Source organism: Streptomyces sp. SX-6, assembly GCF_059089585.1.
Map to the genome: position 1 here is coordinate 52,260 of NZ_JBTHHU010000002.1, position 26,098 is coordinate 78,357.

At 72.5% G+C, this 26,098-nt stretch carries 19 protein-coding genes and 1 pseudogene; 14 read left to right on the forward strand and 6 right to left on the reverse strand.

The genetic code is table 11. The features are described from left to right. Position 1 precedes the first annotated feature (1 nt). Complete coding sequence (locus ACV530_RS02805) at positions 2–1,114, reverse strand: epoxide hydrolase family protein (RefSeq protein ID WP_494330591.1); 1,113 nt, start codon at positions 1,112–1,114, stop codon at positions 2–4. Positions 1,115–1,285: 171 nt separating this feature from the next. Here ACV530_RS02805 and ACV530_RS02810 point away from each other — a divergent pair, with 171 nt between their 5' ends. The 3 genes from ACV530_RS02810 (at position 1,286) to ACV530_RS02820 (ending at position 4,776) form a co-directional block, all read left to right on the forward strand. Next, positions 1,286–2,401 carry a baeRF2 domain-containing protein gene (locus tag ACV530_RS02810; protein ID WP_494330592.1) on the forward strand — a complete coding sequence of 372 codons (1,116 nt, stop codon included), beginning with the start codon at positions 1,286–1,288 and terminating at the stop codon, positions 2,399–2,401. Further along, positions 2,398–2,928 carry a type 1 glutamine amidotransferase domain-containing protein gene (locus tag ACV530_RS02815; protein WP_494330814.1) on the forward strand — a complete coding sequence of 177 codons (531 nt, stop codon included), beginning with the start codon at positions 2,398–2,400 and terminating at the stop codon, positions 2,926–2,928. The genes ACV530_RS02810 and ACV530_RS02815 overlap by 4 nt, the downstream gene beginning before the upstream one ends. 75 nt (positions 2,929–3,003) lie before the next feature. Further along, entirely contained in the window at positions 3,004–4,776 is a 1,773-nt protein-coding gene (locus ACV530_RS02820) for a hypothetical protein (protein ID WP_494330593.1), read from the forward strand. Here the strand turns inward: ACV530_RS02820 and ACV530_RS02825 are convergent. After that, positions 4,766–7,105 carry a tetratricopeptide repeat protein gene (locus tag ACV530_RS02825; protein ID WP_494330594.1) on the reverse strand — a complete coding sequence of 780 codons (2,340 nt, stop codon included), beginning with the start codon at positions 7,103–7,105 and terminating at the stop codon, positions 4,766–4,768. The two genes, ACV530_RS02820 and ACV530_RS02825, sit on opposite strands and share 11 nt — an antisense overlap. A 101-nt stretch (positions 7,106–7,206) precedes the next feature. On the opposite strand from ACV530_RS02825, the gene polX reads away from it, so the two are divergent. Continuing rightward, positions 7,207–8,928 carry a DNA polymerase/3'-5' exonuclease PolX gene (polX, locus tag ACV530_RS02830; protein WP_494330595.1) on the forward strand — a complete coding sequence of 574 codons (1,722 nt, stop codon included), beginning with the start codon at positions 7,207–7,209 and terminating at the stop codon, positions 8,926–8,928. A gap of 63 nt (positions 8,929–8,991) precedes the next feature. After that, entirely contained in the window at positions 8,992–10,398 is a 1,407-nt protein-coding gene (locus tag ACV530_RS02835; protein ID WP_494330596.1) for an FAD-dependent oxidoreductase, read from the forward strand. On the opposite strand, the gene ACV530_RS02840 is transcribed toward ACV530_RS02835, so the two are convergent. Continuing rightward, complete coding sequence (locus ACV530_RS02840) at positions 10,387–11,937, reverse strand: MFS transporter (protein ID WP_494330597.1); 1,551 nt, start codon at positions 11,935–11,937, stop codon at positions 10,387–10,389. The genes ACV530_RS02835 and ACV530_RS02840 overlap by 12 nt on opposite strands. 131 nt (positions 11,938–12,068) lie before the next feature. Between ACV530_RS02840 and ACV530_RS02845 the strand changes: the two genes are divergently transcribed. The 7 genes and pseudogenes from ACV530_RS02845 to ACV530_RS02875 all read left to right on the forward strand — a co-directional run bounded on the left by ACV530_RS02845 (position 12,069) and on the right by ACV530_RS02875 (position 20,996). After that, positions 12,069–13,067, forward strand: a complete 999-nt coding sequence (locus ACV530_RS02845; protein WP_494330815.1) for an Lrp/AsnC family transcriptional regulator — start codon at positions 12,069–12,071, stop codon at positions 13,065–13,067. An 83-nt stretch (positions 13,068–13,150) separates the two neighbouring features. Further along, on the forward strand, positions 13,151–14,050 hold the full coding sequence (locus ACV530_RS02850) for a trypsin-like serine peptidase (RefSeq protein WP_494330598.1): 900 nt from the start codon (positions 13,151–13,153) through the stop codon (positions 14,048–14,050). Positions 14,051–14,271: 221 nt separating this feature from the next. After that, positions 14,272–15,762 carry a pyridoxal phosphate-dependent decarboxylase family protein gene (locus tag ACV530_RS02855; protein WP_494330816.1) on the forward strand — a complete coding sequence of 497 codons (1,491 nt, stop codon included), beginning with the start codon at positions 14,272–14,274 and terminating at the stop codon, positions 15,760–15,762. A 42-nt stretch (positions 15,763–15,804) separates the two neighbouring features. Continuing rightward, the gene (locus ACV530_RS02860; protein WP_494330599.1) at positions 15,805–17,121 is read left to right on the forward strand and encodes a lysine N(6)-hydroxylase/L-ornithine N(5)-oxygenase family protein; all 1,317 of its coding nucleotides are present in this window, start codon (positions 15,805–15,807) and stop codon (positions 17,119–17,121) included. Then, positions 17,118–17,594: pseudogene (locus tag ACV530_RS02865) on the forward strand (GNAT family N-acetyltransferase); the annotation flags it as partial. The gene ACV530_RS02860 and the pseudogene ACV530_RS02865, both read left to right, overlap by 4 nt. 90 nt (positions 17,595–17,684) lie before the next feature. Next, complete coding sequence (locus tag ACV530_RS02870) at positions 17,685–19,472, forward strand: IucA/IucC family protein (protein ID WP_494330817.1); 1,788 nt, start codon at positions 17,685–17,687, stop codon at positions 19,470–19,472. A gap of 63 nt (positions 19,473–19,535) precedes the next feature. After that, entirely contained in the window at positions 19,536–20,996 is a 1,461-nt protein-coding gene (locus ACV530_RS02875) for an MFS transporter (protein ID WP_494330600.1), read from the forward strand. Positions 20,997–21,095: 99 nt separating this feature from the next. On the opposite strand, the gene ACV530_RS02880 is transcribed toward ACV530_RS02875, so the two are convergent. From ACV530_RS02880 to ACV530_RS02890, 3 genes are read right to left on the reverse strand one after another with little or no spacing between them, the layout of a single operon-like run. Next, positions 21,096–21,911: an ABC transporter ATP-binding protein gene (locus tag ACV530_RS02880; RefSeq protein WP_494330601.1), complete on the reverse strand. Its 816-nt coding sequence runs from the start codon at positions 21,909–21,911 to the stop codon at positions 21,096–21,098. 50 nt (positions 21,912–21,961) lie between these two features. Then, complete coding sequence (locus ACV530_RS02885) at positions 21,962–22,990, reverse strand: FecCD family ABC transporter permease (protein WP_494330602.1); 1,029 nt, start codon at positions 22,988–22,990, stop codon at positions 21,962–21,964. An 11-nt stretch (positions 22,991–23,001) separates the two neighbouring features. Continuing rightward, positions 23,002–24,066, reverse strand: coding sequence for a FecCD family ABC transporter permease (locus tag ACV530_RS02890; protein ID WP_494330603.1), 1,065 nt, complete (start codon positions 24,064–24,066; stop codon positions 23,002–23,004). A gap of 120 nt (positions 24,067–24,186) precedes the next feature. On the opposite strand from ACV530_RS02890, the gene ACV530_RS02895 reads away from it, so the two are divergent. Together ACV530_RS02895 and ACV530_RS02900 are read left to right on the forward strand one after the other, a co-directional pair. Further along, entirely contained in the window at positions 24,187–25,215 is a 1,029-nt protein-coding gene (locus tag ACV530_RS02895) for an ABC transporter substrate-binding protein (protein WP_494330604.1), read from the forward strand. A gap of 31 nt (positions 25,216–25,246) precedes the next feature. Then, positions 25,247–26,092, forward strand: a complete 846-nt coding sequence (locus tag ACV530_RS02900; RefSeq protein WP_494330605.1) for a siderophore-interacting protein — start codon at positions 25,247–25,249, stop codon at positions 26,090–26,092. Positions 26,093–26,098 lie beyond the last annotated feature (6 nt).

Consider the following 26,098-nt stretch of genomic DNA (forward strand, 5'->3'; position numbering starts at 1 on the left):
ATCAGCGGACCCCGGCGAAGAACCTCCGCATGTCGGCGGCGACTTCGCCGGGCAGGTCCATGGTGACGAAGTGGTGGCCGCCCGGATTGTCCTCGGGCCAGTGGACGATGGTGTTGTGCCGCTCGGCCAGCCGTCGGATCCCGGGCGGTCCGCTGTACAGGCCGGTCGGCACCGCCTTCTGGCCCGTCGGCCAGCCGGAGTGTGTGGTGTCGTAGTACGGCCAGGACGAGGAACCCAGCGTTCCGGTGAACCAGTAGAGGCTGAGGTTGGTGAGGAACAGGTCGCGGTCGATCACCTGCTCCAGCGGCTCCGGGCCCGTGCTGAAGTCCTGGAACTTCTGCAGCATCCAGGCCAGCGCACCGGCCGGGGAGTCGTGCCAGCCGTAGGCGAAGGTCTGGGGTGCGGCGCGCAGCAGCCCGTGGTGGTCCACGCCGTTGACCCAGTCCTGCTCCATCAGCCGTGCGTACGCGGCGCGTTCGTCCTCCGTCATGCCGGGCACGTCCTCCTCGGTGGGGAAGCCGAGGCCGCAGATGATGTAGACGCCGCACACCCGCTCCGGGTCGGCCTTGGCGACCTCCGGGGCGACGGACGCCCCGAAGTCCCCGCCCTGGACGCCGTACCGCTCGTAGCCGAGGCGGTCCATCAGTTCCGCCCAGGTCCGGCCGACGCGGGCGGGCGTCCAGCCGGTCGTGCGCGGCGGCGCGGAGAAGGCGAAGCCGGGCACCGACGGCACGACGACGTGGAACGTCTCGGTGAGGTGGCCGATGAGGTCCGCGAACTCCACGAAGGAGTTCGGCCAGCCGTGGGTGAGGACGAGCGGCAGGGCGTCGGGCCTGGACGACCGCACGTGCAGGAAGTGGATGTCCTGGCCGTCGATCTCGGTCATGAACTGCGGGAATTCATTGAGCCGCGCCTCGTGGCGGCGCCAGTCGTAGCCGTCGCGCCAGTGGTCCGCCCACTCCTTGAGCGTGGCGACGGGCACGCCGCGGCTCCGCCCCTCGCCCGGCAGCTGCCGGGGCCACCGGGTGCGGGCCAGGCGGTCGTTGAGGTCGTCCAGGTCGGCCTGGGGGATGTCGATGCGGAAGGGGCGGATCTCGTCGGTCTCGTGGCTCACGGGCCGGGTCTCCTCTGTTCGGCTGGTGATCACCGTAGGGGCCATCTAGGTCAGATCCCGTCCTCTTTGAAATCACCGACTGCTGACCACCTCTGATCTGCGAAGACGCCGGGCCGGTGGCACCGTGCCGCTCCATCTGCTCATCTGGAGGGAGGTGGAAGGAGGAGCCCCATGACCACTGCCACCCGCACCGACACCGGTACCCTGCGCGATCTGCTCGATGCGCCGGGCCCGTTCGTCTCGGTCTACTTCGACCGTGAGGTACGTCCGCAGCGGGCCGAGGAGGCCGAGGCCCGGTGGCGCGACCTGGCCGGCCGGCTGTCCCGCGAAGGGGCCGACGCCCGTACCGTCGACGCGCTCACCTCCCGAGTCCTGGACTCGCTGCCCGGCACCGGCACGCTCGCCGCGTTCGCCACGGAGGGCGAGGTGCGGCACTCCGCCGACCTGCCGGGCGCACCGCGCGGGGACATCGCCGAATACGCGCCCGTACCGCACCTGCTGCCGCTCCTGGAGTGGCGCCAGGACCACCCCGCCCGGGTGGTCGCGGTCGTGGACCGCAGCGGCGCGGACCTCCTGCTCTACCCGGAGGGCTCGACCGAGGCCGTACGGCGCACGGTCACCGGCCCGGACGACGAGATCGTGCGGAGCGCGCCCGGCGGCATGTCGCAGATGCGCTACCAGCACCGCGCGGAGGACTCCTGGGAGCACAACGCGGTCCGTGTCGCCGAGGCGGTGGACGCCGCCCTCGCCGAGGTGTCCGCGCGGCTGCTCCTGCTGGCCGGCGATGTGCGGGCACGCCAGTACCTGACGAAGCACCTGTCCCAGCGGGTGCGGCGCGACGTGACCGTCGGCCAGGTCAGCGGCGGGCGCAGCGAGGACGGCTCGGCGGCGGAGCGCGCCGCGCAGGTGGAGGAGGAGGCCTCGCGTGCGGGGCACGCCCGCACGGCGGGGCTGCTGCACCTGCTGGAGCAGGAGCGTTCGGGGGGCGGGCACGCGGTCATGGGTGTCCATGACACGCTCGACGCCCTGGCCGTGGGCCGGCTGCGCATCCTGGCGGTGACCGACGATCCCCAGGACCGGCGCACCGCGTGGTTCGGCCCGGGTCCGGCCGAAGTCCACGAGCGGCGCGAGGACTTCCCGTCGGGCAACGGGAGCCTGCACGAGGGCAGGCTGGCGGACGTGGCCGTCCGGTCCGCGCTGCTGACCGGTGCGGACGTCCGGGTGCTCGAGCCCGGCGTGGAAGGGGCCCCGCCCCAGGGCACCGCGGGCCTGTGCCGGTACACGTGAATGTCGCGTTCCTCGTGGCCCCCGCGGGGGCCGAGCAGGTCGAACTCACCACGCCCCGGCGCGCGGTCGAGGAGGCGGGCGGCACCACGCGGCTCGTCTCCACCCGGCCCGGCCGGGTGGTGGCGTTCCACCATCTCGACAAGGCGGACTCCTTCGCCGTGGACGAGGTCGTGGGCGGGAGCGGGGCGGCGGAGTACGACGCCCTGGTGCTGCCCGGCGGTGTGGCGAACCCGGACTTCCTGCGACTGGACGGGCGGGCGGTGGCGTTCGTCCGGGAGTTCTTCACCACGGGCAGGCCCGTCGCGGCGATCTGCCACGCCCCGTGGGTCCTGGTGGAGGCGGACGTGGTGCGCGGACGGACGCTGACCTCGTGGCCGAGCCTGCGCACGGACATCCGCAACGCGGGCGGCACCTGGGTCGACGAGCCGGCCGTGGTGTGCGGGCGGGGGCCCAACACGCTGATCACCAGCCGGAAGCCGGGCGATCTCGAGGCGTTCTGCACCGTGCTCCTCGTGGAGCTGTGCTGACGGCCGCCCGGCCGCCGGGTACGATCGCGGGCGGCCAGGGGCGGGAGTGGCGTGTGATACGGGAGGGCCTCCGGGGTGGCGGATGGGGAACGGCTGAGAGTTCCGGTCGGCGAGGACGCGGAGCGCTGGGTGACACGGGCCGACTGCCGGCGTGTGCTGCTGGTCGTCCACAACGTGACGTCGGCGACGCGGCTGCTGGACGTGCTGCCGCTCCTGCACGGCGATCTGCGACTGCAGTTGCTCGCCACCTGCACCGGTTCGTCGCCCTTCCTCGCGGGCGTGCCCGAGCTGCTGGCGGCCGCGGGACTGCCGGTACTGCCCTGGGAGCAGGCCGTGGCCACGCCCGTCGACCTGGCGGTCTCGGCGAGCTACGGCGGCCAACTCCACCACGTACAAGGGAAGTTGGCGGTGCTGTCGCACGGGGTTGGCTACAATAAGAGGCTCCGGACACCGGACACCGGACACCGGACACCGGACACCGGACACCGGACACCCGCTCCCGTCTTCGGGCTCTCGCCCGAGTGGCTGCTGCACGACGGCCGTCCCCTGGCGACCGCCACGGTGCTCTCCCACCCCGAGCAGCTGGACCGGCTCGGCACCGCCTGTCCGGAGGCCGTCCCGACGGCCGTGCTCGCCGGGGACCCGTGCTACGACCGTCTCCTCGACGCGCTGCCCGAGCGCGAACGCTTCCGGCGTGCGCTCGGCGTGACGCCGGGCCAGCGGCTGGTCGTCGTCAACTCCACCTGGTCGACAGGCTCGCTATTCGGTGATGGCGGAGCGGAAGAGGGGCCGCTGCCCTGGCTGTTGCCCCGGCTCGCCTCCGAACTGCCCGCGGACGAGTACCGGACCGTGGCGGTGCTGCACCCCAACATCTGGTACGGGCACGGTCCCGGCCAGTTGCGGGCGTGGCTGGAGCGGGCCCGGCGCGCGGGGCTGACCGTCGTCCCGCCGCTGGACGGCTGGCGTCAGGCCCTCGTCGCCGCCGACTGCCTGCTGGGCGACCACGGCAGCGTCACGTACTACGCCGCGGCCATCGGCGTGCCCGTGCTGCTGGGTGCCTTCCCTGACGACGCCCTCGACCCCGGTTCGCCGGTGGCCGCCCTGGGCCGTACGGCGCCGAGGCTGTCCCTCCGGGGCGGTCTGCGTGCCCAGCTGGACCGGGTCATGGAGCATCATGACCCGCGGGCCCACGCCTCGTCGGCGGAGCAGGCCAGTTCCTCGCCGGGCAAGTCCGCCGCGCTGCTGCGCCGTCTGTTCTACGGCCTCATCGGGATCGCCGAGCCCGACGACGGTCCCGCCTGTCTCGAGCGGCTGCCGCTGCCGGCCTTCGAACCCGCCGAGCGCACGGCCCCGGTGCGCGTCCTCGCACGGGTGACGGGCACCGCCCCGCCGGAGATCGCCGTCACCCGCTTCGCGGACGCGGCGTACGAGCCCGAGGACGTGCACGCCGAGAGTGCCCACACGGCGGTGCACGAGGACACCACGGACCCGGGGCGGCTGAGCATCGCCGATGTGATCGTGCGCCATGCCCCGGCCGACGACCCACGGCTGGGCCCGCCGGCCGCCTGGACCGCGGAGGTTCTCGACCGCCACCCGCACTGTGCGCTCGCCGCGTACGTCACCGCGCCGGACAGCTGCACCGTGCGCACCCGCGACGGGGCCCTCGTGCGTCTGACCGCGGCACCGGACGCGCACGGCCGGGCCGACCTGTGCGACCCGGCGGCCTATGCGTCCGCGCTCCACGCGTGGCTCGCTCCGGGGCGGCAACTCCCTTCGCCGGACGGCGGTATGACGGTGGTCACGGGGGCCGAACGGCACCGCGTCCGCGTCGAGCACCTCACGTCGTGAGCTCGGCCAGGCGGGCCCGTACCCGGGCCGCAGCGCCGGGCTCGCCGTTGCGTTCGTACAGGGCGGCGGCCGTGCTCAGATCCTCCGCTTCCCGCACGGGATCGTCCAGTTCGCGGGCGCAGCGGGCGCGCATCTCGGCGGTGTCCGCCTGCTGCAGTTCGGCGCCTTCCTTGTGCATGATGGCGAGGGCCCGTTCGAGGCAGACGCGGGCGGCGACGGGGTCGCCCGCGTCCAGGTGGGTCTCGCCCAGGCTCATGTACACGCGGCCTTCGTTGTAGAAGTCGGGCTCGGCCAGTGCGCGGAACGCGGCGAGTGCGCCGTGGAGTTGGCGGACGGCGTCGTCGTGACGTTCCTGTCCGCGCAGGGCGCGGCCGGTGTGGTGGTCGAGCAGGGCCGTGGCGCGGGGCACGTCGGGTGCGCCGTCCTCGTCGGGGCCCATGGCGAGGAGGATCCGCCGGGCGGAGGCGAAGCATTCCTCCGCCTCGGCGTAGCGCCATTGCTTGAGGCGGAGCAGCCCGAGCGTTTCGACGGCGGTGGCTTGTCCCCGGCGGTGTCCCGCGCGTTCGTCGGCGACGGCCGCGGCGGTGAGGGCGTCCTCGGCGTCGAGGAGGCTGCCGAGTCCCATGTGTGCGAAGGCGAGCTGGGTGAGCATGCGGCCTTCGGCGCGCGGGTCGCCGAAGGCGTCGGCGCTGCGGCGGGCGGCCTCGACTCCCGTCAGATGGGTGCCCACCGCCTGCTGGTGGAAGCCGAGTCGCAGGTGCAGGCCCCACATGGCCTCGCAGAGCTGCCATGCCAGGTCGTCGAAGCCGTACTCGGCCGCGGCCCGTACGGCGGCGGCGAGGTTCTCGCGCTCGCGGCGCAGTTCGGCCAGGGCTGCGCGGCCGTCCTCCGGGGTGCGTCCGTCGGGCGGGCCGAGGCGGAGGTAGGCGGGGCCGAGGTGCCAGCGCGAGGGGACGACGCGCAGGTCGGCGGCCGCGGCGAGACCGAGATACCAGGTGATCGTGCGGCGGAGTGCTGCCGCGATGCCCTGGTGGCCCTCCTCCTCGCGGGCCCGCTGTTCGGCGTGGCGGCGGACGAGGTCGTGGAACCTGTAGCGTTCCTCGGCGATCTCCTCGAGCAGGTGGACGCCGGCGAGTTCCTCGAGGAGGGCGCGTGTCTCGTCCTCGCCGGCGTCGGCCGCGCGTGCCGCGGCGGCGACGGTGATGCCGGGCCACGGCCAGGTGCCGAGGAGCCGGTAGAGGCGGGCGGCCCGGGGGCCGAGCTCCGCGTAGGACAGGTCGGCGCTGTGCTCGCCCATGGTGTCTGCCTCCGGTTCCCGTTCCGCGAGCTGCCGGTCCACGGTTTCCCAGGTGAGGTGGTGCCGTACCGCGATGCGGGCGCCGGTGGCGCTCAGGGCGAGCGGTACGCCGCCGCATCTGCGGGCCACGGCCAGGGCGGCCCGTCCGTGGCCGGTGATGCGTTCCCGGCCCACGATGCGGGCGAGCAGGAGGACGGAGTCGGCCGCCGACAGCGGGCCGACCGGGATGATCCGGGCGCCAGGGTCCGCGGCGAGCTCGTCGAGGCGGTAGCGGCTGGTGACGAGGACCAGGGAGCCGGGTGCGGCGGCGAGCAGCGGGCGGACCTGGCGGGGCGAGTGGGCGTTGTCGAGAACGACGATCATCCGCCGGTCGGCCATCCGGTCGCGGTAGAGGCCGGCCTGGCGGCGTTCGTCGGCGGGAATCCGGCCCGGCGGGACGCCGAGTTGTTCGAGGAAGTCGACGAGCACGTCGGACGGCGGCAGGGCCGTGGCGGCCGAACCGCCCGCCAGGTCGGCGTACAACTGGCCGTCGGGGAAACGGTCCTTGAGCTCGTGCGCGCACTGCACGGCGGTGGCGGTCTTGCCGATGCCGCCGGGGCCGACGAGCACGGCCACGGCCGGCGTGCCCACGGTGTCCGTGCCGTCCTCCATCAGGGCGGCGAGCTCGTGCCGGACGGCGTCGCGGTCGGTGAACGTGGTGGTCGTCGAGGGCAGCATCTGCGGACGTGACGCGCCGGGGGCGGTGTACGGCAGCCATTGCGCGTCCCGCAGCCAGGCGGCCGCGTCGCGGGCGAAGTCGGGGTCCGTACGGGCGTGTTCGCACAGCAGGTCCGCCAGGGCGCGGCGCTCGCCGTCGCCGACGGGGAGTTCGGGGTCGTCGTCGGCGTCGGCGGTGCGGCGCCATGTGCGCCGTACGAGCCGGGCCAGCCCTTCCGAGCTCCGCCGCCCCATCTCCCCGGCCGCTCCCGACAGGGCGCCCGATGTCACGGTGTCGACCGCCGAGAGCACTGCCGACATGCTGAACGGATCCACGAAGCCCCTCCCCTTCGTCGTCGGGGAGACGATATCGCTCCCGTGTTCCCTGCGGGGCATCCCGGAATGTGCCAGTGCCGTCCGAGTGGCACGCTGAAGACATGGCGCGGTCCAACGCGGAGGTCGAGGCGCTGCTCCAGGAGTACGCCGATCTCGTCGCGATCACGGGTGGCGACGCCTTCAAGGTGCGTGCCTATGAGAAGGCCGCCCGGGCGATCGGGGGGTTTCCCGAGGATGTGGCGAAGCTCGACGCCGAGGGCCTGCGGGAGATCCCCAATGTGGGCAGGTCGATCGCCGACAAGGTGGTGGAGTTCCTGCACACCGGGCACGTCGCCGCGATCGAGCAGACCAGGACGTCGGTCCCGGCCGGGGTCCGCGCGCTCATGTCGATTCCCATGCTCGGCCCGCGCAAGGCCATGGTCCTGTACGAGGAACTGGGCGTCTCCTCCGTGGAGGAGCTGCTGGACGCGGTGCGCGGGGAGCGGCTGCGGGGCCTCAAGGGCTTCGGGGAGAAGACCGAGCAGAACATCCTGCACGGCATCGAACTCATGCGGAAGGCGGGCGGCCGGATCCTGCTCAGTGCCGCGATGGAGGTCGCGGAGCAGGTGGTCGCCGATCTGTCGGAGGTGAGCGGGTGCGAGGGGTGCACGTACGCGGGGTCGCTGCGGCGGATGCGGGAGACCATCGGGGACGTCGACGTGCTGGTCGCCGCCCGGCGGTCGGCGGCGTTCATGGAGGCCCTGCGCGAACTCCCGTACACGGCCGAGGTGATCGCGCAGGGCGAGAAGAAGACGTCCGTGCGCACCACCGAGGGGCTTCAGGTGGATCTGCGAGTGCTGCCGCCCGCTTCCTGGGGTGCGGGGCTGCTGTACTTCACCGGGTCCAAGGCGCACAACATCCGCATCCGTGAGATGGCCGTGCGCCGCCGGTACAAGCTGTCCGAGTACGGCCTGTTCCACGCCGGGAGCGGACGGAAGATCACTTCGGCGGCGGAGGAGGACATCTACGCGCGGCTCGGGCTGCCGTGGATCCCTCCGACACTGCGGGAGGACCGTGGCGAGATCGCGGCCGGTCTGCGGGGCGAGCTCCCGGAGCTGGTGGAGGAGAGCGACATCCGGGGTGATCTGCACACCCACACCGACCTCACCGACGGTCTCGCCTCTCTCGAGGACATGGTCGCCGCGGCGGCGGAGCGCGGCTACGCGTACTACGCCGTGACCGACCACGCTCCCGATCTGGCCATGCAGCGCATGACCGACGCGAAGATGCTCGCCCAGCGCGAGAAGGTGCGCGAACTCGACGGAAAACACCGCAGGATGAGGTTGTTGCACGGCACCGAGCTCAACATCGGGCCGGAGGGCGAGGTGGACTGGCCCGGGGAGTTCCTCGAGGGTTTCGATCTGTGCGTCGCCTCGGTGCACTCGCACTTCCGCCAGAGCCGCGAGGAGCTGACGCGGCGGCTGGTGCGCGCCTGCGAGAACCCCCATGTGGCGATTCTCGGCCATCCCACCACGCGGCTGATCGGCAAACGGCCGGGCATCGACGCCGACTTCGACGCGGTGTTCGAGGCCTGTGCGAGGACCGGCACCGCGCTGGAGATCAACGCGCACCCCGAACGGCTCGACCTGTGCGACGAGGACATCCTGCGGGCGAAGCGGTACGGGGTGAAGTTCGCGGTGAGCACCGACGCGCACTCGGTGACGCATCTGCCCTATATGCGCTATGGCGTGGGGACGGCGCAGCGCGGGTGGCTGACGAAGGACGACGTGATCAACACCTGGCCGTTGCAACGGTTGCGGCGCTTTCTGCGTCCTGGCGGCTGACCGGCGGGACACGGGGGCGCATACGATCGCCCACGGCAGTGGGCGATCGCAGGGAGGGTCAGCGTGGACAAGGTCAACGGGCAGGCGACGGGCCGGCCGCGGCGCCGTGCGGTGGTCGTGGGCGGCAGTATGGCCGGGCTGCTCACGGCCCGGGTGCTGGCGGCGCATGCCGACACGGTGACCGTCGTCGAGCGGGACCGCCTTCCCGAGGGTCCCGGGTCCCGGTCCGGTGTGCCGCAGGACCGGCACACGCATCTGCTGCTGGACAGCGGGCAGGAGGCGCTGGAGGAGCTGATGCCGGGGGTCCTGGGGGACCTTCGGGAGCACGGCGCCCATCTGCTGGGCCTGCCCGGCGACATGGCACAGTGGCAGAACGGCCGCTGGTTCCGCCGCACCCCGTCGAACATCCATATCCTCAGCGCATCACGGCCGTTGACCGAGTGGCTGGTGCGCCGGAGGGTCCTGGCCGACCCGCGGATCACGGTGCTGGAGGGCACGGAGGTGACCGGGCTGCTCGGTGACGCGGCCCGGGTGCGGGGTGTCCAGGTGCGCGGGCGCGGACGGGAGGCGTCGCGGGAGGCCCGGCGGCTGGAGGCCGATCTGGTGGTGGACGCCTCGGGCCGTTCCTCGCGTGCGTCCGCGTGGCTGACCGCGCTCGGTGCCGAAGCGCCGCACGAGGAGCGGCTCGACGTCGGTCTCGCCTACTCCACGCGCTTCTTCCGCGCCGGGCCCGGATGCCGTGAACTGCCCTTCCGGGGGCTGTACTTCATGCCCAACGCCACCCAGCCCCGGGGTGCGGTGATGCTGCCCGTGGAGGGTGACCGTCATGTCGTCACCCTCTTCGGGGCGCGCGGCTGCGACGTCCCCACCGACGAGGCCGGTTTCCTCGATTTCACGGCGGGGCTCCCGCATCCCGTGCTGCACGAGTGGCTGCGTGAGGCCGAGCCGGTCTCGGCCGTCCACGGGTTCCGCAGGACCGCCAATCTCCGGCGCCGTTACGACCGGCCCGGCCGCCGCCCGGCCGGTTTCCTCGCCACGGGAGAGGCGCTGTGCGCGTTCAATCCCATCTACGGGCAGGGCATGACGGTCGCCGCGCTCGGCGCCCTCGCGCTGCGTGACGCGCTGAACGGCACGGGCCGTACGCCCACGACGCGGCATGTGCAGAAGGCGTTGTCCGCCGCTGCCCGCCAGTCCTGGGACATTTCGGCGGGCAGCGACAAGAACACGCCCGGCGCCGAGGGCAACGCCCTGCGGCCGCGCCTGGCGGACCGCCCGGTCGACTGGTACGTGCGCCGTCTTCAGATCCGGGCCACGGACGACCGGGAACTCGGGGACGTCCTGCGGCGGGTGCAGGCGCTCGAGGCCCCGGTCTCCGCCTTCTTCGCGCCGTCGGTCATGAAGTCGGTGCTGCTCGGCCCGATGCCCCCGGCGTCCGGCGGGCTCCCGGAGCGGGAGGGGTCAGCGGACTGACACCGGGCTCGCGGGGCGTTCCGTGGCGGCAGGGGCCGGCCGGGCGGCGGGGCGGAAGAAGGCCAGGACGAGCAGGCCGCCGAGCGCCGCCGCGAGGGCGGAGCAGAGGAAGACCTGCTGCAGTCCGCCGGCGAAGGCCTGGTGGACCAGGTGCCCGGCCGCGTCGCGCCGCTCCCCGGGCGCGGCGGCGATCAGCGCCCGCGCCTTGCCGCCGGCGAGTGCGGACGCCGCCGCGTGGGGGTCGGGCACGAGGTCCCCGCCGGCGAGGACGTGCCGGGCCCGGGCGGTGAAGACGGCGCCCAGTACGGCGATGCCCAGGGTCATGCCCAGCTGGCGGAAGGTGTTGACGGCTCCGGCCGCCATGCCCATCCGCTGCGGCGGGACGCTGCCCACCGCGGCCGAGGCGAGCACGGGCGTGGCCAGGCCGACTCCGGCTCCGGCCACGGCCAGTCCGGCCACGAGGTCGGAGCGGGTGGAGCCGGCCGAGACGGCGGCGTACAGCAGGAACATGCCGGCGGCTATCACCAGCAGGCCGACGCCGACGGTCCAGCGCGGCGCGAGCCGCTGGATGTGGCGGCCGGCGGTCACGGCGACCAGGAAGGACACCGCCGCCATCGGGGTCAGGGCCAGGCCGCCCTCGACGGGGCCGAGGCCGAGCACCGACTGCAGCCAGAGGGAGACCAGGACGAGGCAGCCGAACGCGCCGGCCTGGAGGAGCAGTGCCCCGCCCATCAGGGCGGCGAACGACGGGCTGCGCAGCAGGGCCAGGTCGAGCATGGGCCGGCCGCCGCGGCGGGCGGCGCGGTTCTCGAACAGGACGAAGGCCACGAGCGAGACCGCGGCCACGGCGAAGGCGCCCAGGGCCGTCGCCGACGTCCAGCCGGAGTCGTTGCCGCGGATCAGGCCGTAGGTGACGGACGCCGTGGCGAGGGTGAAGGTCACGGCGCCGGGCACGTCGACCCCGCCGCGCCGTGCCTCGTGGCCGGTGCGGTCGGCCCCGACGACGCGCAGCGTCAGCAGGACGGCGGCCGCCGCGACCGGGAGGTTGACCAGGAAGATGGCCTGCCAGCCGATGTGCTCGGTGAGGAGTCCGCCGAGGACGGGGCCGGCCGCGGCGGCGGCCCCGTTGACGGCTCCCCAGACGCCGAACGCGACGCCCCGGTCCCGGCCCTGGTAGGTGGCGCCGAGCAGGGCGGTCGAGGTCGCGAACATCGCGGCGCCGCCCGCTCCCTGCACCGCCCGTGCGGCCACCAGGACACCGGCGTCCGACGCCATGCCGCAGGCCAGGGAGGACAGGGCGAACACGGTCAGCCCCGCGACGTAGAGCCTGCGGTGTCCGAAGAGGTCGGCCAGCGAGCCGGCCGCGAGCAGCAGCGCCGCCAGGGCCAGCGCGTAGGCGTCGACGACCCATTGGAGGGCCGAGAAGTCGGCGTGCAGATCGCCGCCCATGTCCGGGAGGGCCACGTTGACGATGGTGACGTCCACCAGGAGCATGAACGCTCCCAGGCACACGGCCACCAGTGGCCACCACTTGCGCATTGCTGTTGATCCTTTTTCTCGGGGGGTGTCTCGGTCCGACAGCTTGCGGCCGGCCTGCGGCGATCCACACCCGGGGCCGGGGTCGGAGGCGAAATCCGACATTGGGCTAGCGTGGAGTGGTGAAACTCGACATGCCTCCGGCGCTGCTGCCCGATCTTGACTCCCAGGACCGGCAGCTCGCGCACGCCCTGCAGATCGACGGCCGCGCGTCGTTCCGGAGGATCGCGGAGGTCCTCGGGGTCTCCGACCAGACCGTGGCCCGCCGCTACACGAAGCTGCGCACCACGGGGACCCTGCGGGTGCTCGGCCTGACGGATCCGCTGCGGTCCGGCGAGACGCCCTGGTTCGTGCGGGTGCGCTGTGCGCCGGATGCCGCCGCGTCGGTCGGCGAGGCGCTGGCGCGGCGGCCGGACACCACCTGGGTCACCCTCACCTCGGGCGGGACGGAGATCACGTGCGTGGCCCGTCCGCAGGGCCCGGGGCCGGGTGACGCGCTGCTGATGCAGAAGCTGCCGCGCACGCCCCGCGTCGTGGAGGTCTCCGCGCACTGTCTGCTGCACGTCTTCTTCGGCCACGAGCACAACCAGATGACCAAGGCGGGTCCGCTGACGCCGGACCAGGTCGCGGCGCTGGCACCGAAGCACGCCCCGGGTCCGGCTCCCGCCGAACCGGCCGGGCACTGTCCGCTCGGTGAGGCCGACCGGCGCCTGCTGGACGCGCTGGAGCAGGACGGGCGCACGCCGGCGGGCGAACTGGCCGCAGTCACGGGCTGGTCGCCGAACACGGTCCGCCGCCGGCTGGCGGAGCTGCGGTCGTCGGGCACGCTCTACTTCGACGTGGACTACCACCCGCGGCTCCTGGACAGCCAGTTCCACGCCGCGCTGTGGCTGCGGATCGAGCCGTGCCACCTCGAGGCGGCGGGCGCGGCGCTCGCCGCGCATCCGGAGGTGTGCTTCGCGGCGGCCACCACCGGCACCACCAACGTCTACGCGAGCATCAGCACCCGTGACGCCGGGGCGTTCTACCGCTATCTCACCGGTCCCGTCGCCGCGCTGCCCGGTGTCCAGCACACCAGCACCGCGCCGATCCACCGCACGATCAAGGGTCCCGGGCCGCTCTGGGCGATCTAGGAACCGCGCGTATTCACCCGGTCGTCTCCTCGCGGGAGAACTCCCTTTCGCATCATTTCGCTTCACGAGGAGACGACCGCATCATGCGCGTTTCACCCCTGTCCCGGCGGCTGTCCGTCGTCGCCCTGGCCGCTGCCGCCGCCCTCGGCGCGGTCCCGGCCGTGGCGGACGCCGCCACGCCGGCCCGGACCTCCGCTCCCCGGCTGGCCCAGGTGAACTACACCGCCAAGGAGCGGCAGCAGGCGCTCGCGTACTGGACGCCGCAGCGCATGAAGAAGGTCGGCGGCACCGTCCCCGACCTCGGCCGTACCGGCCCGATGACGAAGACCTGGAAGGGTGCGCCGATGAAGACCGTCGGCCGCCTGTTCTTCGTCAACGGCACGGGTGCGGACACCTGGTGCACCGCGACCGCCGTCAAGAGCGGCAACCGTTCGGTGGTGATGACCGCGGCCCACTGCGTACGGCGCGGATCCTCGCCGTACTTCACCTACATGGACATGGTGTTCGTGCCGGGCTACGCCAAGGGGGCCCGTCCGTACGAGGTGTTCCCGGTGCGTACGACCGTGACGCCGGAGTCGTGGGCGAAGGATTCCCGGACCGATGTGGCGGCGCTGGTCGTGGATCCGGTGAAGGGCAAGCGGATCACCGATGCGGTCGGCGGCCAGAAGGTGGCGTTCGGCCGCAAGCCGGGCGGCAAGGTGACGGCCTTCGGCTACCCGGCGTCCCGTCCGCAGCGCGGCGAGGAACTGCTCTACTGCGCGGGCACCGCGAAGGCGGCGTCGGACGACCAGCAGAAGATCCCCTGTGACATGACGGGCGGGTCCAGCGGCGGCCCCTGGCTGGCGGACTTCGACGCCAGGACGGGCCAGGGCACGCTGGTCTCGGTCAACAGCGCGCTCGATTCGCTGACTCCGACCCTTATGTTCGGCCCCAATCTGAGCGCGGCTCCCCGGGCGGTCTTCGACCGGGCGCAGCGCATCTGACGCTCTTTCTCCCGGCTCTCTCCCGGCTCTCTTCCGACTCCGGCTCTCTTCCGGCGGTCCGTCAGGGCCCGCGGCACGGCCGCGGGCCCTTTTGCGTGCCCTACGACCGAGAAGTTAGGTTAGGCTTGCCTTACTTCCCCTGGTGATCTTGATGCCTCTGGAGGCAGCACATCGTGACTTCTCCCGCTTTCCCCCTCGCCGCGGCTCCGGCGGCCTGGCCGATATCCGCGTCGTCCGACGACCGGGCGCATCTGCTGGGCGCCGGGACGGTGGACGCCTACCGGCGTTCGGTGGCCGAGGGCGTCGAACGCGTCGCGGACCGCCTCGCCGGGGCCGACCGCCCGTTCACCGGCATGACCCCGGACCGGCTCGCGCCGGCGGTCGCGCAGATCGACCTCGACCGGCCGCTGGGCGACGAGGCCGCGGCTCTGGACGAGCTCGAGCGCGTGTACCTGCGGGACGCCGTCTACTTCCACCATCCGCGCTATCTCGCCCACCTCAACTGCCCGGTGGTCATCCCGGCCGTGCTGGGCGAGGCGGTGCTGTCCGCGGTCAACTCCTCGCTCGACACCTGGGACCAGAGCGCGGGCGGCACCCTGATCGAGCGCCGGCTGATCGACTGGACGGCGGGGCGCGTCGGCTTCGGGAAGAACGCGGACGGCATCTTCACCAGCGGCGGCTCGCAGTCCAATCTGCAGGCGCTGCTGCTGGCCCGTGACGAGGCGTGCCTGACGGTCCGCAAGAACTCGCCGACCGCGTTGCGGACGGCCGAGATCCTGCCGCGGCTGCGCATCCTCGCCTCGGAGTGCGGGCACTTCAGCGTCCAGAAGTCGGCGACGCTGCTCGGCCTCGGGGCCGAGGCCGTCATCACGGTGCCCTGTGATGAGCGGCGGCGGATGCGGCCCGACGCCCTGGCCCGCGAACTCGACCGCTGCCGTGCCGAGGGCCTCGTGCCCATGGCCGTCGTCGCCACCGGCGGCACGACCGACTTCGGCAGCATCGACCCGCTGCCGGAGGTCGCCGACCTGTGCGAGCGGGCCGGGGCCTGGCTGCACGTCGACGCGGCGTACGGCTGCGGCCTGCTGGTCTCCCGCAGGCGCGGTCTGCTGGACGGGATCGAGCGGGCCGACTCGGTGACGGTGGACTACCACAAGTCCTTCTTCCAGCCGGTCAGTTCCAGTGCGCTGATCGTCCGGGACCACCTGACCCTGCGGCACGTCACCTACCACGCCGACTACCTCAACCCGGTGCGGAGCGTGAAGAAGCGCATCCCCAACCAGGTCGACAAGTCCCTGCAGACCACCCGGCGCTTCGACGCCCTCAAACTCTGGCTGACGCTGCGGATCATGGGCGCGGACGCCGTCGGCAGGCTCTTCGACGAGGTGGTGGACCGTGCCGCCGAGGGCTGGCGGCTGCTGCGCGACGACCCCCGGTTCGAGGTCGTCACCGAACCCACGCTCAGCACGCTGGTGTTCCGCTATGTGCCGCCGGCGGGCACGGACCCCGCCCTGACCGACCGGGTCAACCTGCACGCGCGGGACGCGCTGTTCGCCTCGGGGCTGGCCGTCGTGGCCGGCACGGTCGTCGACGGCCGCCACTACCTGAAGTTCACCCTGCTCAACCCGCAGACCACGCTGCACGACATCGCGGCCGTCCTCGACCTGATCGCCGGACACGCCGGCCACTTCCTGGCCGAACAGGCCGCCGCGTAACCACCCCTCGCCCACCACGACTCGGAAGACCTGGAAGACACCGTGTCCCGCGCCCCGCATGACTTCATCGCCATCGGCCTCGGCCCGTTCAACCTGGGCCTGGCCTGCCTGACCGAGCCCCTCGGGGAACTCGACGGGCTGTTCCTCGACAACAAGCCGTCCTTCGACTGGCACCCCGGCATGCTCCTGGAGCACAGCACGCTCCAGACGCCGTTCATGTCCGACCTGGTGACGCTCGCCGACCCCACCTCGCCGTACTCGTTCCTCAACTACCTCAAGGAATCGGGCCGGCTGTACTCCTTCTACATCCGGGAGAACTTCTACCCCCTGCGGGCCGAGTACAGCGACTACTGCCGCTGGGCGGCCGGGAAGCTCACCAGCGTGCGCTTCGGCCACCAGGTGACCCTGGTCGAGTACGACGAGGCCGAGGAGGTCTACGTCGTCACCGCCGAGGAGCTCGCGACCGGCGAGAGCAGGACCTTCCGCGGCCGACGGCTCGTCCTGGGCACCGGCACGCCCCCGTACGTCCCCGACAGCTGCCGCGGTCTCGGCGGCGACGCGATCCACAACTCCCGTTATCTGGACGGCAAGTCCGCGCTCCAGCGGAAGGAGAGCATCACCGTCGTCGGCAGCGGGCAGAGCGCGGCGGAGATCTACTACGACCTGCTCCAGGACATCGACGCCCACGGCTACACCCTCACCTGGGTCACCCGCTCGCCCCGGTTCTTCCCCCTCGAGTACACCAAGCTCACGCTGGAGATGACCTCGCCGGAGTACGTGGACTACTTCCACGCGCTGCCCGCGGCCACCCGCGACCGGCTGGTGGACTCGCAGAAGAACCTCTACAAGGGCATCAACTCCGCTCTCGTCGACGACATCTTCGACCTGCTGTACATCAAGAACCGCCGCGGCCCGTGCCCGACGCGGCTGCTGACCAACACGGCGCTGACGGACGCCCGGTACGACGCCGCGAGCGGCACGTACACCCTGGGGCTGCGGCACGAGGAGCAGGAGGCGGACTTCTCGCTCGCCACGCAGGGGCTGGTCCTCGCCACCGGCTACCGCTACGAGGCTCCCGGCTTCCTGGCCCCCGTGGCCGGCCGTCTCCGCCGGGACGACAAGGGACGCTTCGACATCGCCCGCAACTACAGCGTCGACGTCACCGGCGACGGGGTGTTCCTGCAGAACTCCGGCGTGCACGCCCACAGCGTCACCTCCCCCGACCTGGGCATGGGCGCGTACCGCAACTCATGGATCATCCGCGAGATGCTCGGCCGCGAGGTCTACCCCGTCGAGAAGGCCATCGCCTTCCAGGAGTTCGGGGTCCCGGCCGGTGCTCTGGAGGCCGCGACCGCATGATCACGGCATTCACCCGCACCGACGGGCGGCTCGGCGAGTTCTCCGTACGCCCCCTCGACCCCGGCGCCGACGCGGAACTGGTGCACGGCTGGGTCACGCATCCCAAGGCCGCGTTCTGGATGATGCAGGACGCCTCCGTGGAGGACGTCGAGCAGGTCTACCGGGACATCGACGCCCACCCGTACCACGACGCCTTCCTCGGCCTGCACAACGGCCGTCCCGCGTTCCTCGTCGAGCGCTACGACCCGGCCCGTGTCGAGCTCGTCGGCCTGTACGCGGCCCGCGAGGGCGACGTCGGCATGCACTTCCTGTGCGCTCCCACCGGCACTCCCCTGCACGGGTTCACCCGGGCCGTGATCACCACCGTGATGGAACTGCTCTTCGCCGACCCGGCGACCCGGCGCGTCGTCGTCGAACCCGACGTCCGCAACACCGCGGTCCACGCGCTCAACGCGGCCGTCGGCTTCGAGATCGCCGGCACCGTCGCCAAGCCCGGCAAGGACGCCTACCTCAGCTTCTGCACCCGCGAGCGGTTCCTGGCCGCCCGCGCCCCGGAGAACCCGTTGCCCGCTCCCCGCGACGCCGTCGCCCATCTCACCCCCGAACTGTGGGACCGGGCCAACCGGCTCCTGGTGCGCAAGGCTCTCGCCGAGTTCTCCCACGAGCGTCTGATCGCTCCCGAGGCGCTCGACGGGGACCGGTACGCCGTGCGCAGCGACGACGGCGGGACCGAGTACCGCTTCGCGGCCCGGGTGCTGACGCTGGACCACTGGCTGATCGACGCGGACAACATCACCCGGCACCGGGGCGACGCCGAACTGCCGCTCGACGCGATCGACTTGATCACCGAGCTGCGCGGTGCGCTCGGGCTGAGCGACGAGGTCCTGCCGGTGTACCTGGAGGAGATCGGCAGCACGCTCGCGGGCAGCGCCTTCAAGCTGGCCGCCCCGCCCGTACGGTCGGCCGACCTGGCCCGCGCCCCGTTCCAGACGATCGAGACCGGGATGACCGAGGGCCACCCCTGTTTCGTCGCGAACAACGGGCGGCTCGGCTTCGGTGTCGACGAGTACCGCGCCTACGCCCCCGAGGCGGCCTCGCCCGTGCAACTGATCTGGCTGGCCGCGCGCCGCGAGCTGTCGGCGTTCTCGGCGGGCGCCGGTCTCGACTACGACGGGCTGATCCGCTCCGAGCTGGGGCCGTCCGTGCTCGCCCGGTTCGCGGACACGATGGGTGAACTCGGCCTCGACCTCGAGGACTTCCACCTCATCCCGGTCCACCCCTGGCAGTGGTGGAACAAGCTGTCGGTGACGTTCGCGGGCGAGGTCGCCCGGCGCGACCTGGTGTGCCTCGGCCACGGCGACGACACCTATCTGGCGCAGCAGTCGATCCGTACGTTCTTCAACACGAGCGCGCCGGAGAAGCACTATGTGAAGACGGCCCTGTCCGTGCTCAACATGGGCTTCATGCGCGGCCTTTCGGCCGAGTACATGAAGGCCACGCCCGCGATCAACGACTGGCTGGCGGATCTGGTCGCCGGAGACGAGGTGCTGAAGCGTACGGGCCTCGCCCTCATCCGCGAGCGGGCGGCGGTCGGCTACCACCACCGGCAGTACGAGGCGGCCACCGCCAAGGGTTCCCCGTACCGCAAGATGCTCGCGGCGTTGTGGCGGGAGAGTCCCGTACCGCTGCTGGAGCCGGGGCAGCGGCTCGCGACCATGGCGTCGCTGCTCCATGTCGACCGCGACGGGGCCTCGTTCGCGGGGGCGCTCATCGCGGAGTCGGGGCTGGCGCCGGAGGTCTGGCTGCGGCGCTATCTCGACGCGTACCTGACGCCGCTGCTGCACTGCCTCCACGCGTACGACCTCGCGTTCATGCCGCACGGGGAGAACGTCATCCTCGTGCTGGAGAACGGCGTTCCCGAGCGGGTGATCTTCAAGGATCTCGCCGAGGAGATCGTGGTCATGGACCCTGATGCGGTGCTGCCCCCGGAGGTGGAACGCGTCCGCGCGGATGTGCCGGACGACATCAAGGTGCTGTCGGTCTTCACGGACGTCTTCGACTGCTTCCTGCGCTTCCTCAACGGCATCCTCAGCAGCGAGGGCGTCCTCGATGAGGAGGCCTTCTGGTCGGCCGTGGCGGCGTGCGTCGCGGACTACCGGGAGTCCGTTCCCCAACTGGCCGGGAAGTTCGGGCAGTACGACCTGTTCGCGGAGCGCTTCGCCCTGTCGTGCCTCAACCGGCTGCAGCTGCGTGACAACCGGCAGATGGTCGACCTGGCCGACCCTGCCGGGGCGCTCCAGCTCGTCGGAACGCTCGAGAACCCGATCGCGCGCTTCGCGCCGCGCTCCTGACCGTGACCGGCCCCGCCCGTGTGGCGGGGCCGGTCCCCTCCTCTTTTCCCTCCAGGAGTCCCTATGCCTGCCGTGGCCGCCGCCCCTGCCACGACAGCCCACCCCACCCGGTGGCTGATCCTCGCGGTGATCTGCCTCGCGCAGCTCACCGTGCTGCTCGACAACACCGTCCTCGGTGTCGCGATACCGTCCCTGTCCGGTGAACTGGGGGCGAGCACGGCCGACATCCAGTGGATGATCAACGCCTATACGCTCGTGCAGGCCGGTCTGCTGCTCGCCTCCGGCAACGCGGCGGACCGTTACGGCCGCAGGCTGATGCTCCTCGCGGGCCTGGCCGTCTTCGGCCTCGGCTCGGTCGCCGCGTCCTTCGCGCACAGCCCCGGCCAGCTGATCGCCGCGCGGGCGGGCATGGGAGTCGGCGGGGCCCTGCTGACGACCACCACGCTCGCCGTCGTCGTCCAGGTCTTCGACGATGCCGAGCGCCCCAGGGCGATCGGCATCTGGGCGACCGTCAACTCGCTGGGCGCGGCGGTCGGCCCGCTCATCGGTGGCGTGCTGCTCGACCACTACTGGTGGGGCGCGATCTTCCTGGTCAACGTCCCGGTCGTGCTCGTCGGCCTCGCCGCTGCCGCCGTGTTCATCCCCGAGTCCAGGAACCGGGACGGTTCCCCGCCCGACCTCATCGGCGCGCTGCTGTCCACCGTGGGCATGAGCGCGGTGGTGTTCGCCATCATCTCCGGCCCCGGGCACGGCTGGCTGTCCGGCGAGGTGCTGTTCTCGGCCGCGGTCGGTCTCGCGGCGCTCGCGGGATTCGTGGCCTGGGAGCGTCATGTGCCGCATCCCATGCTGGACATGGGGTTCTTCCGCGACCGACGTTTCATCGGGGCGGTGACGGGCGGCGTCCTCGTCGCCTTCGGCCTGGGCGGTTCGATGTTCCTGCTGACCCAGGACCTCCAGTTCGTGTTCGGATACGAGCCGCTGGAGGCCGGTCTGCGCACCGCTCCCCTGGCGCTGACGGTCCTGGTGGTCAACCTGTCCGGCGTCGGCGCCCGTCTGGCGGCCCGCCTCGGCACTCCGCTCACCATCGCCTGCGGCATGACCACCCTGGCCGCGGGGCTGGCGGCGGTCGCCGTGCTGGGTTCCGGCGGGTACGGTGCGATGTTCGCCGGGCTGGTCCTCATGGGCGCCGGCATCGCGCTCGCCCTGCCGACCATGCACAACGCGATCATGTCCGCGATTCCGCCGCAGAAGGCCGGTGTGGGCGCGGGTGTCAACGGCACGCTGAGCGAGTGCGGTTACGGGCTCGGGGTCGCCGTCCTCGGCGCGGTCCTGGGCTCGCGCTTCGCCTCGGACTCGCTGCCGGACGCGCTGGCCGCGGCGCGGACGGCCGCGGAGCGGGCGCGGATCACGGATGCGTTCGCCTCCGGCGTGAGCACCGCCCAACTGGTGGGCGCGGCGGCCGTGTTCCTGGGCGGCTGGCTGTCGGCCCTGCTGCTGCGCCGTGCGGCGCGGAGTGCGGAGTAGCCGCTCCGCGGAGTCCGTGTGCCGGGCTCGTCCGCCCGGTATGACGAATCCGGCGAACCGGTCCCCGGTTCGCCGGATTCGTCTGTGTCTTCGTCGCCGCTACACGGCAGCCACCGCACGCTGTCGCGCGGCCGGGACCACCAGGGGGGTGCCGGTCTCCGGGTCGGGGATCACCCGGCACCGCAGGCCGAAGACCTCCTCCACCCGCTCGGCGGTCACCACCTCGTCCGGCGTGCCCTGCGCCACCACCTGCCCGCCGCGCAGCGCTATGAGGTGAGTGGCGTAGCGGGCGGCCTGGTTGAGGTCGTGGAGCACGGCGACCAGGGTGCGGCCCTGTTCCTCGTGCAGGCGCGCGCACAGGTCGAGGATCTCGATCTGGTGCGTGATGTCGAGATAGGTGGTGGGCTCGTCCAGCAGGAGCAGCGGTGTCTGCTGGGCGAGCGCCATCGCGATCCACACGCGCTGCCGCTGGCCGCCGGAGAGTTCGTCGACGCGGCGGTCCGCGAGGTCGGCCACCCCGGTGGCGGCCATGGACTCGCCGACGACGCGCTCGTCCTCGTCCGACCACTGGCGCAGCAGGCTCTGGTGGGGGTAGCGGCCGCGGGCGACGAGGTCGGCGACGGTGATGCCGTCGGGCGCGACGGAGGACTGCGGGAGCAGTCCCAGGGTGCGTGCCAGCTTCTTCGCGGGCAGCGAGGCGATGTCCTGCCCGTCGAGCAGGACGTTCCCGGCGGCGGGCTTGAGCATCCGGGAGAGGGCGCGCAACAGGGTGGATTTCCCGCAGGCGTTGGGGCCGACGATGACCGTGAAGGACCGGTCGGGTATGGCCACGGTCAGGCCTTCGGCGATGGTGCGCTGCTCGTAGGCGAGGGTGAGCCCGTTCCCGGTCAGGCGTGCCGCCGCGTCGTGCTCCATGTCGTGTGCTCCGTTGTCAGGTGTCGTCAAGTGGTTCATATGCGGCGTGTTCATATGCGGCCCGCCTTGCGCTGTGCGGCCAGCAGCCACACCAGATAGCCGCCGCCGAGGACGCCGGTGACCACGCCGACCGGCAACTGGTGTCCGGGGACGACGCGCTGGGCCAGCCAGTCGCAGGTGACGAGCAGGGCCGAGCCCATGCACAGCGAGGGCAGCAGGTTGGGACCGGGCGCGTTCGTCAGCCGGCGTGCGAGCTGGGGTGCGGTGAGGGCCACGAAGGACACCGGTCCGGCCGCGGCGCAGGCGACGGCGACCAGGAGGACGGCGGCCGTGAGCAGGGCGAGGCGCAGCCGTCGGACGGGCACGCCCAGGGCATTGGCGGTGTCGTCGCCCATCTCCAGCATGCGCAGCGGCCGTTCGCAGCCGAGGAGCACCACGGGCACCAGGACCGCGAGGGTGGCGAGCAGTGGTGCCACGCTGTCCCAGCCGCGTCCGTCCAGGCTGCCGGTGAGCCACAGCATCGCGCGTGCGGCGTCGGTGAGCGTGGTGCGGGTCATCAGGTAGCCGTTGACGCCGGAGAGGATCGCCCAGAGGCCGATGCCGATCAGGACGATCCGGTAGCCGTGGAGTCCGCCCGGCCGGCACAGGAGGTACACCGCCACGCCGGTGGCCAGGCAGCCGGCGACGGCTCCGCCGGCGAGCGCGGCGCTGCCGCCGCCGGCGACGACGACGGCGAGCGCCCCGGCCGACGCGCCGTGGGTGAAGCCGAGGACGTCGGGGCTGCCGAGGGGGTTGCGCACGAGCGACTGGAAGACCGCTCCGGCGAGTGCCAGTGCGGCGCCGACCAGGAGGGCGGTGACGACGCGGGGCAGCCGCAGTTCGTTGACGACGAAGTCGTCGGCCGGGGTGCCGTTGCCGACGAGGGCGGTGAGCACCTGGCCGGGGCTCAGGGGGTAGTCGCCGCTGCCGAGGGCGAGCACCGCCATGGCCAGGGCCAGGAGTGCGCATCCGGCTCCGGCGGCGAGTGCGCGCGGCCGGTAGCGCAGGGAGATCCCGCCGGGGGTTCGCAGGGTTCTCATGCCGGCAGTCCTCATGCCCGTACCGCCTTCCGTCGCCGGACGAAGTAGAGGAAGAGCGGGCCGCCCAGGACCGAGGTGACGATGCCCACTTGGAGTTCGCCGGGGCGGGCCAGTACCCGGCCGAGCACGTCGGCGCCGAGCAGCAGCACGGGGGCGAGCACGGCGCAGTAGGGCAGCAGCCAGCGCAGGTCGGGGCCGGTCACGGCCCGTACGAGGTGCGGCACGATGAGGCCGACGAAGACGATCGGCCCGCAGGCCGCGGTGGCCGCGCCGCACAGCAGGGTCACCGTGACGAGGCCGGCCGCGCGGACCCTGGCGGGGCGGGCGCCGAGCGCCCGTGCCGGATCGTCGCCCAGCGCGAGGGCGTTGAGCGGGCGGGCCAGCACGAGGGCGAGCAGCAGTCCGGCCGCGACGAAGGGCGCGAGCCGGGCGGCCGTGCCGGGCGAGGCACCGGCGAGGGAACCGACCGTCCAGAAGCGCATCTTGTCGAGCGAGTCGGTGCTGATGAGCATCACCGCGCTGACGAAGGAGTAGAGGGTGGCGTTGAGCGCGGCCCCGGCGAGCGCGAGCCGTGCGGGGCTCGCGCCGCGGCCGCCGCCCACGAGGTACACGAGCACCGAGACGGCACCCGCGCCGGCGAAGGCGAGCCACACCTGCCCGTTGTAGGAGGTGACGCCGAGGAAGGCGACTCCCGAGGCGACGGTGGCGGAGGCGCCGGCGTTGATGCCGAGCAGGCCGGGGTCGGCCAGCGGATTGCGGGTCAGGGCCTGCATCACGCCGCCGGCGAGGCCGAGTGCGGTGCCGGCCAGCAGGCCGAGCAGGGTGCGCGGCAGCCGCATCCGGTGCACCTGGAGGTACGCGCTCGCGCCGGGGTCGGTCAGGCCGTGCCAGACCTCGCCGGGCGAGAGCTGTTTGGCGCCGACGGAGATGCTCAGCGCCAGGACGGCGAGGAGAAGGAGCAGGGAGCCGAGCAGTCCGGCGACGCGTGCTGCGCTGCGCCCGCCGGGTGGCCGCCCCCGGGGTGCCGACGCCGTCGGCGAACCCCCCATGGCCTGCGGTGACTTGGTCAAGGACACGTACGGACTCCGGTAGGGGCCGAGGCGGCGAACCACCCCGACCACGAACAAGACTAAGGTTAGGTTAACCTAACCATGTTCCAAGCCTTCGGGCCCCCTTTGCGTACGAGAGTCACTTCCATGTCACTTGCCGGAAACGTCCATCTCTCCCGCCGCGCCCTGCTCACCGGCGGAAGCGCCCTCGGCCTGGGTGCCCTGCTCACCGCCTGCGGCGGGAGCGGCGGTTCGGGCTCCGGCGGAGGCGACACCAAGGGCGGCTCCTGGTCGTTCACCGACGACCGGAAGAAGAAGGTCACCACCCGCTCCGCCCCGCGGCGCATCGTCGCCTTCACCGGCACCGCAGCCGCCCTGCACGACTTCGGGCTCGACAAGCAGCTCGTCGGCGTCTTCGGCGAGACGAAGCAGAAGGACGGCAAGGCGGACCCCCAGGCCGGCGACCTGGACATCTCCAAGGTGGAGATCCTGGGCAACGTCTGGGGCGAGTTCAGCATCGAGAAGTACGCGGCCCTGCGCCCCGAGCTGCTGGTGACGCACATGTACGAGCCGGACTCGCTGTGGTACGTGCCGGACGAGAGCAGCAAGAAGATCCTGGGGCTCGCGCCGAGCGTCGCGATCCGTACCGCCCGGGTTCCTCTCACCGAGCCTGTCCGGCGCTACGCCGAACTCGCCGCCTCCCTGGGCGCCGACCTGACGGCGAAGAAGGTCACCGACGCCAAGGCCCGCTTCGAGGCCGCGGCGGAGAAGGTGCGCAAGGCCGCCAAGGCGAACGGCGGGCTGAAGGTGCTGGCCGCCTCCGGCAGCGCGGACCTCTTCTACGCCTCCAACCCGGAGGTCAGCTCCGACCTGATGTACTTCCGCCAGTTGGGCGTCGACATCATCGTCCCCGACAAGCCCGACAAGCAGGGCTACTTCGAGAGCCTCAGCTGGGAGAACGCCGGCAAGTACCGGGCCGACCTCGTCCTGCTCGACAACCGCGGCACCGCCCTGCAGCCCAAGGACCTCGCCGCCAAGCCCGCGTGGTCCGAGCTGCCCGCGGTCAAGGCGGGCCAGATCACGCCCTGGCAGTCCGTGCCCCGCTTCAGCTACGCGGGCTCCGCCCCGCTCCTCGAGAGCCTCGCCAAGGCCGTCGAGAGCGCCAAGAAGCTCTGATCCCCCACCGTTCGCGGAAGGAGAACCCGGCATGACCACCGCCACCAGCCCGTTCCGTTTCTTCGACGCGCATGTCGTACGGAGCTCGCGCCTCGGACCGTCCCTGGTCCGGATCACCTTCGCCGGTGAGCAGTTGACGGACTTCGCGAGCGGCGGGCGGGACCAGAGCTTCTCGCTCTTCCTGCCGCACCCGGGCCAGGAGGCCCCGGTCGTCCCCGTCGAGGCGGGCGACGGCTGGTTCGCGCGGTGGCGTGCCATGGACCCGGCGGCGCGCGCCGTCATGCGCTCGTACACGGTGCGCGAGCAGCGCCGCGAACCGGATGAGATCGACGTCGACTTCGTCCTGCACGGCGTGGACGCCGCGGACCCCGGCGCGGCGGCCGGACCGGCGGCCCGCTGGGCCGCCTCGGCCCGGCCGGGCGACCGCGTCATGCTCCTCGGCCCGGCCGTCCCGGACAACAAGAGCGTCGGGTTCCGCCCGGCGGCCGGTACGGACGCGGTCCTCATCGCCGCGGACGAGACCGCGCTGCCCGCCGCCGCGGCCATCCTGGACTGGCTGCCCGCGGGCACCCCGGCCGCGGTCTGGATCGAGGTCCCGCACGCCGGTGACATCCAGCCCCTGCCGACCCGGGCCGACGCCGACATCACCTGGCTCGTCCGCGGCGAAGGAGCCGGCCTCGCCGACGCGGTCCGCTCCGCCGCGCTGCCCGGCACCACCCCGTACTGCTGGATCGCGGGCGAGGCCGGGACCGTACGGACGCTGCGCCGCCACCTCGTCCGCGAGCGCGGCCTCGACCGCCGGCACGTCGCCTTCACCGGCTACTGGCGCCTCGGCGCCTCCGAGGAGGACCTGCGCGCGGAGGCGGCCGCGGCCTGAAGCCCC

Coding starts and splice junctions, on each gene's coding strand:
- ACV530_RS02875 (WP_494330600.1), top strand. CDS start 19,536: ATGCCTGCCGTGGCCGCCGCCCCTGCCACGACAGCCCACCCCACCCGG.
- ACV530_RS02885 (WP_494330602.1), bottom strand. CDS start 22,990: ATGAGAACCCTGCGAACCCCCGGCGGGATCTCCCTGCGCTACCGGCCG.
- polX (WP_494330595.1), top strand. CDS start 7,207: ATGGCGCGGTCCAACGCGGAGGTCGAGGCGCTGCTCCAGGAGTACGCC.
- ACV530_RS02840 (WP_494330597.1), bottom strand. CDS start 11,937: ATGCGCAAGTGGTGGCCACTGGTGGCCGTGTGCCTGGGAGCGTTCATG.
- ACV530_RS02850 (WP_494330598.1), top strand. CDS start 13,151: ATGCGCGTTTCACCCCTGTCCCGGCGGCTGTCCGTCGTCGCCCTGGCC.
- ACV530_RS02880 (WP_494330601.1), bottom strand. CDS start 21,911: ATGGAGCACGACGCGGCGGCACGCCTGACCGGGAACGGGCTCACCCTC.
- ACV530_RS02810 (WP_494330592.1), top strand. CDS start 1,286: ATGACCACTGCCACCCGCACCGACACCGGTACCCTGCGCGATCTGCTC.
- ACV530_RS02845 (WP_494330815.1), top strand. CDS start 12,069: ATGCCTCCGGCGCTGCTGCCCGATCTTGACTCCCAGGACCGGCAGCTC.
- ACV530_RS02895 (WP_494330604.1), top strand. CDS start 24,187: ATGTCACTTGCCGGAAACGTCCATCTCTCCCGCCGCGCCCTGCTCACC.
- ACV530_RS02900 (WP_494330605.1), top strand. CDS start 25,247: ATGACCACCGCCACCAGCCCGTTCCGTTTCTTCGACGCGCATGTCGTA.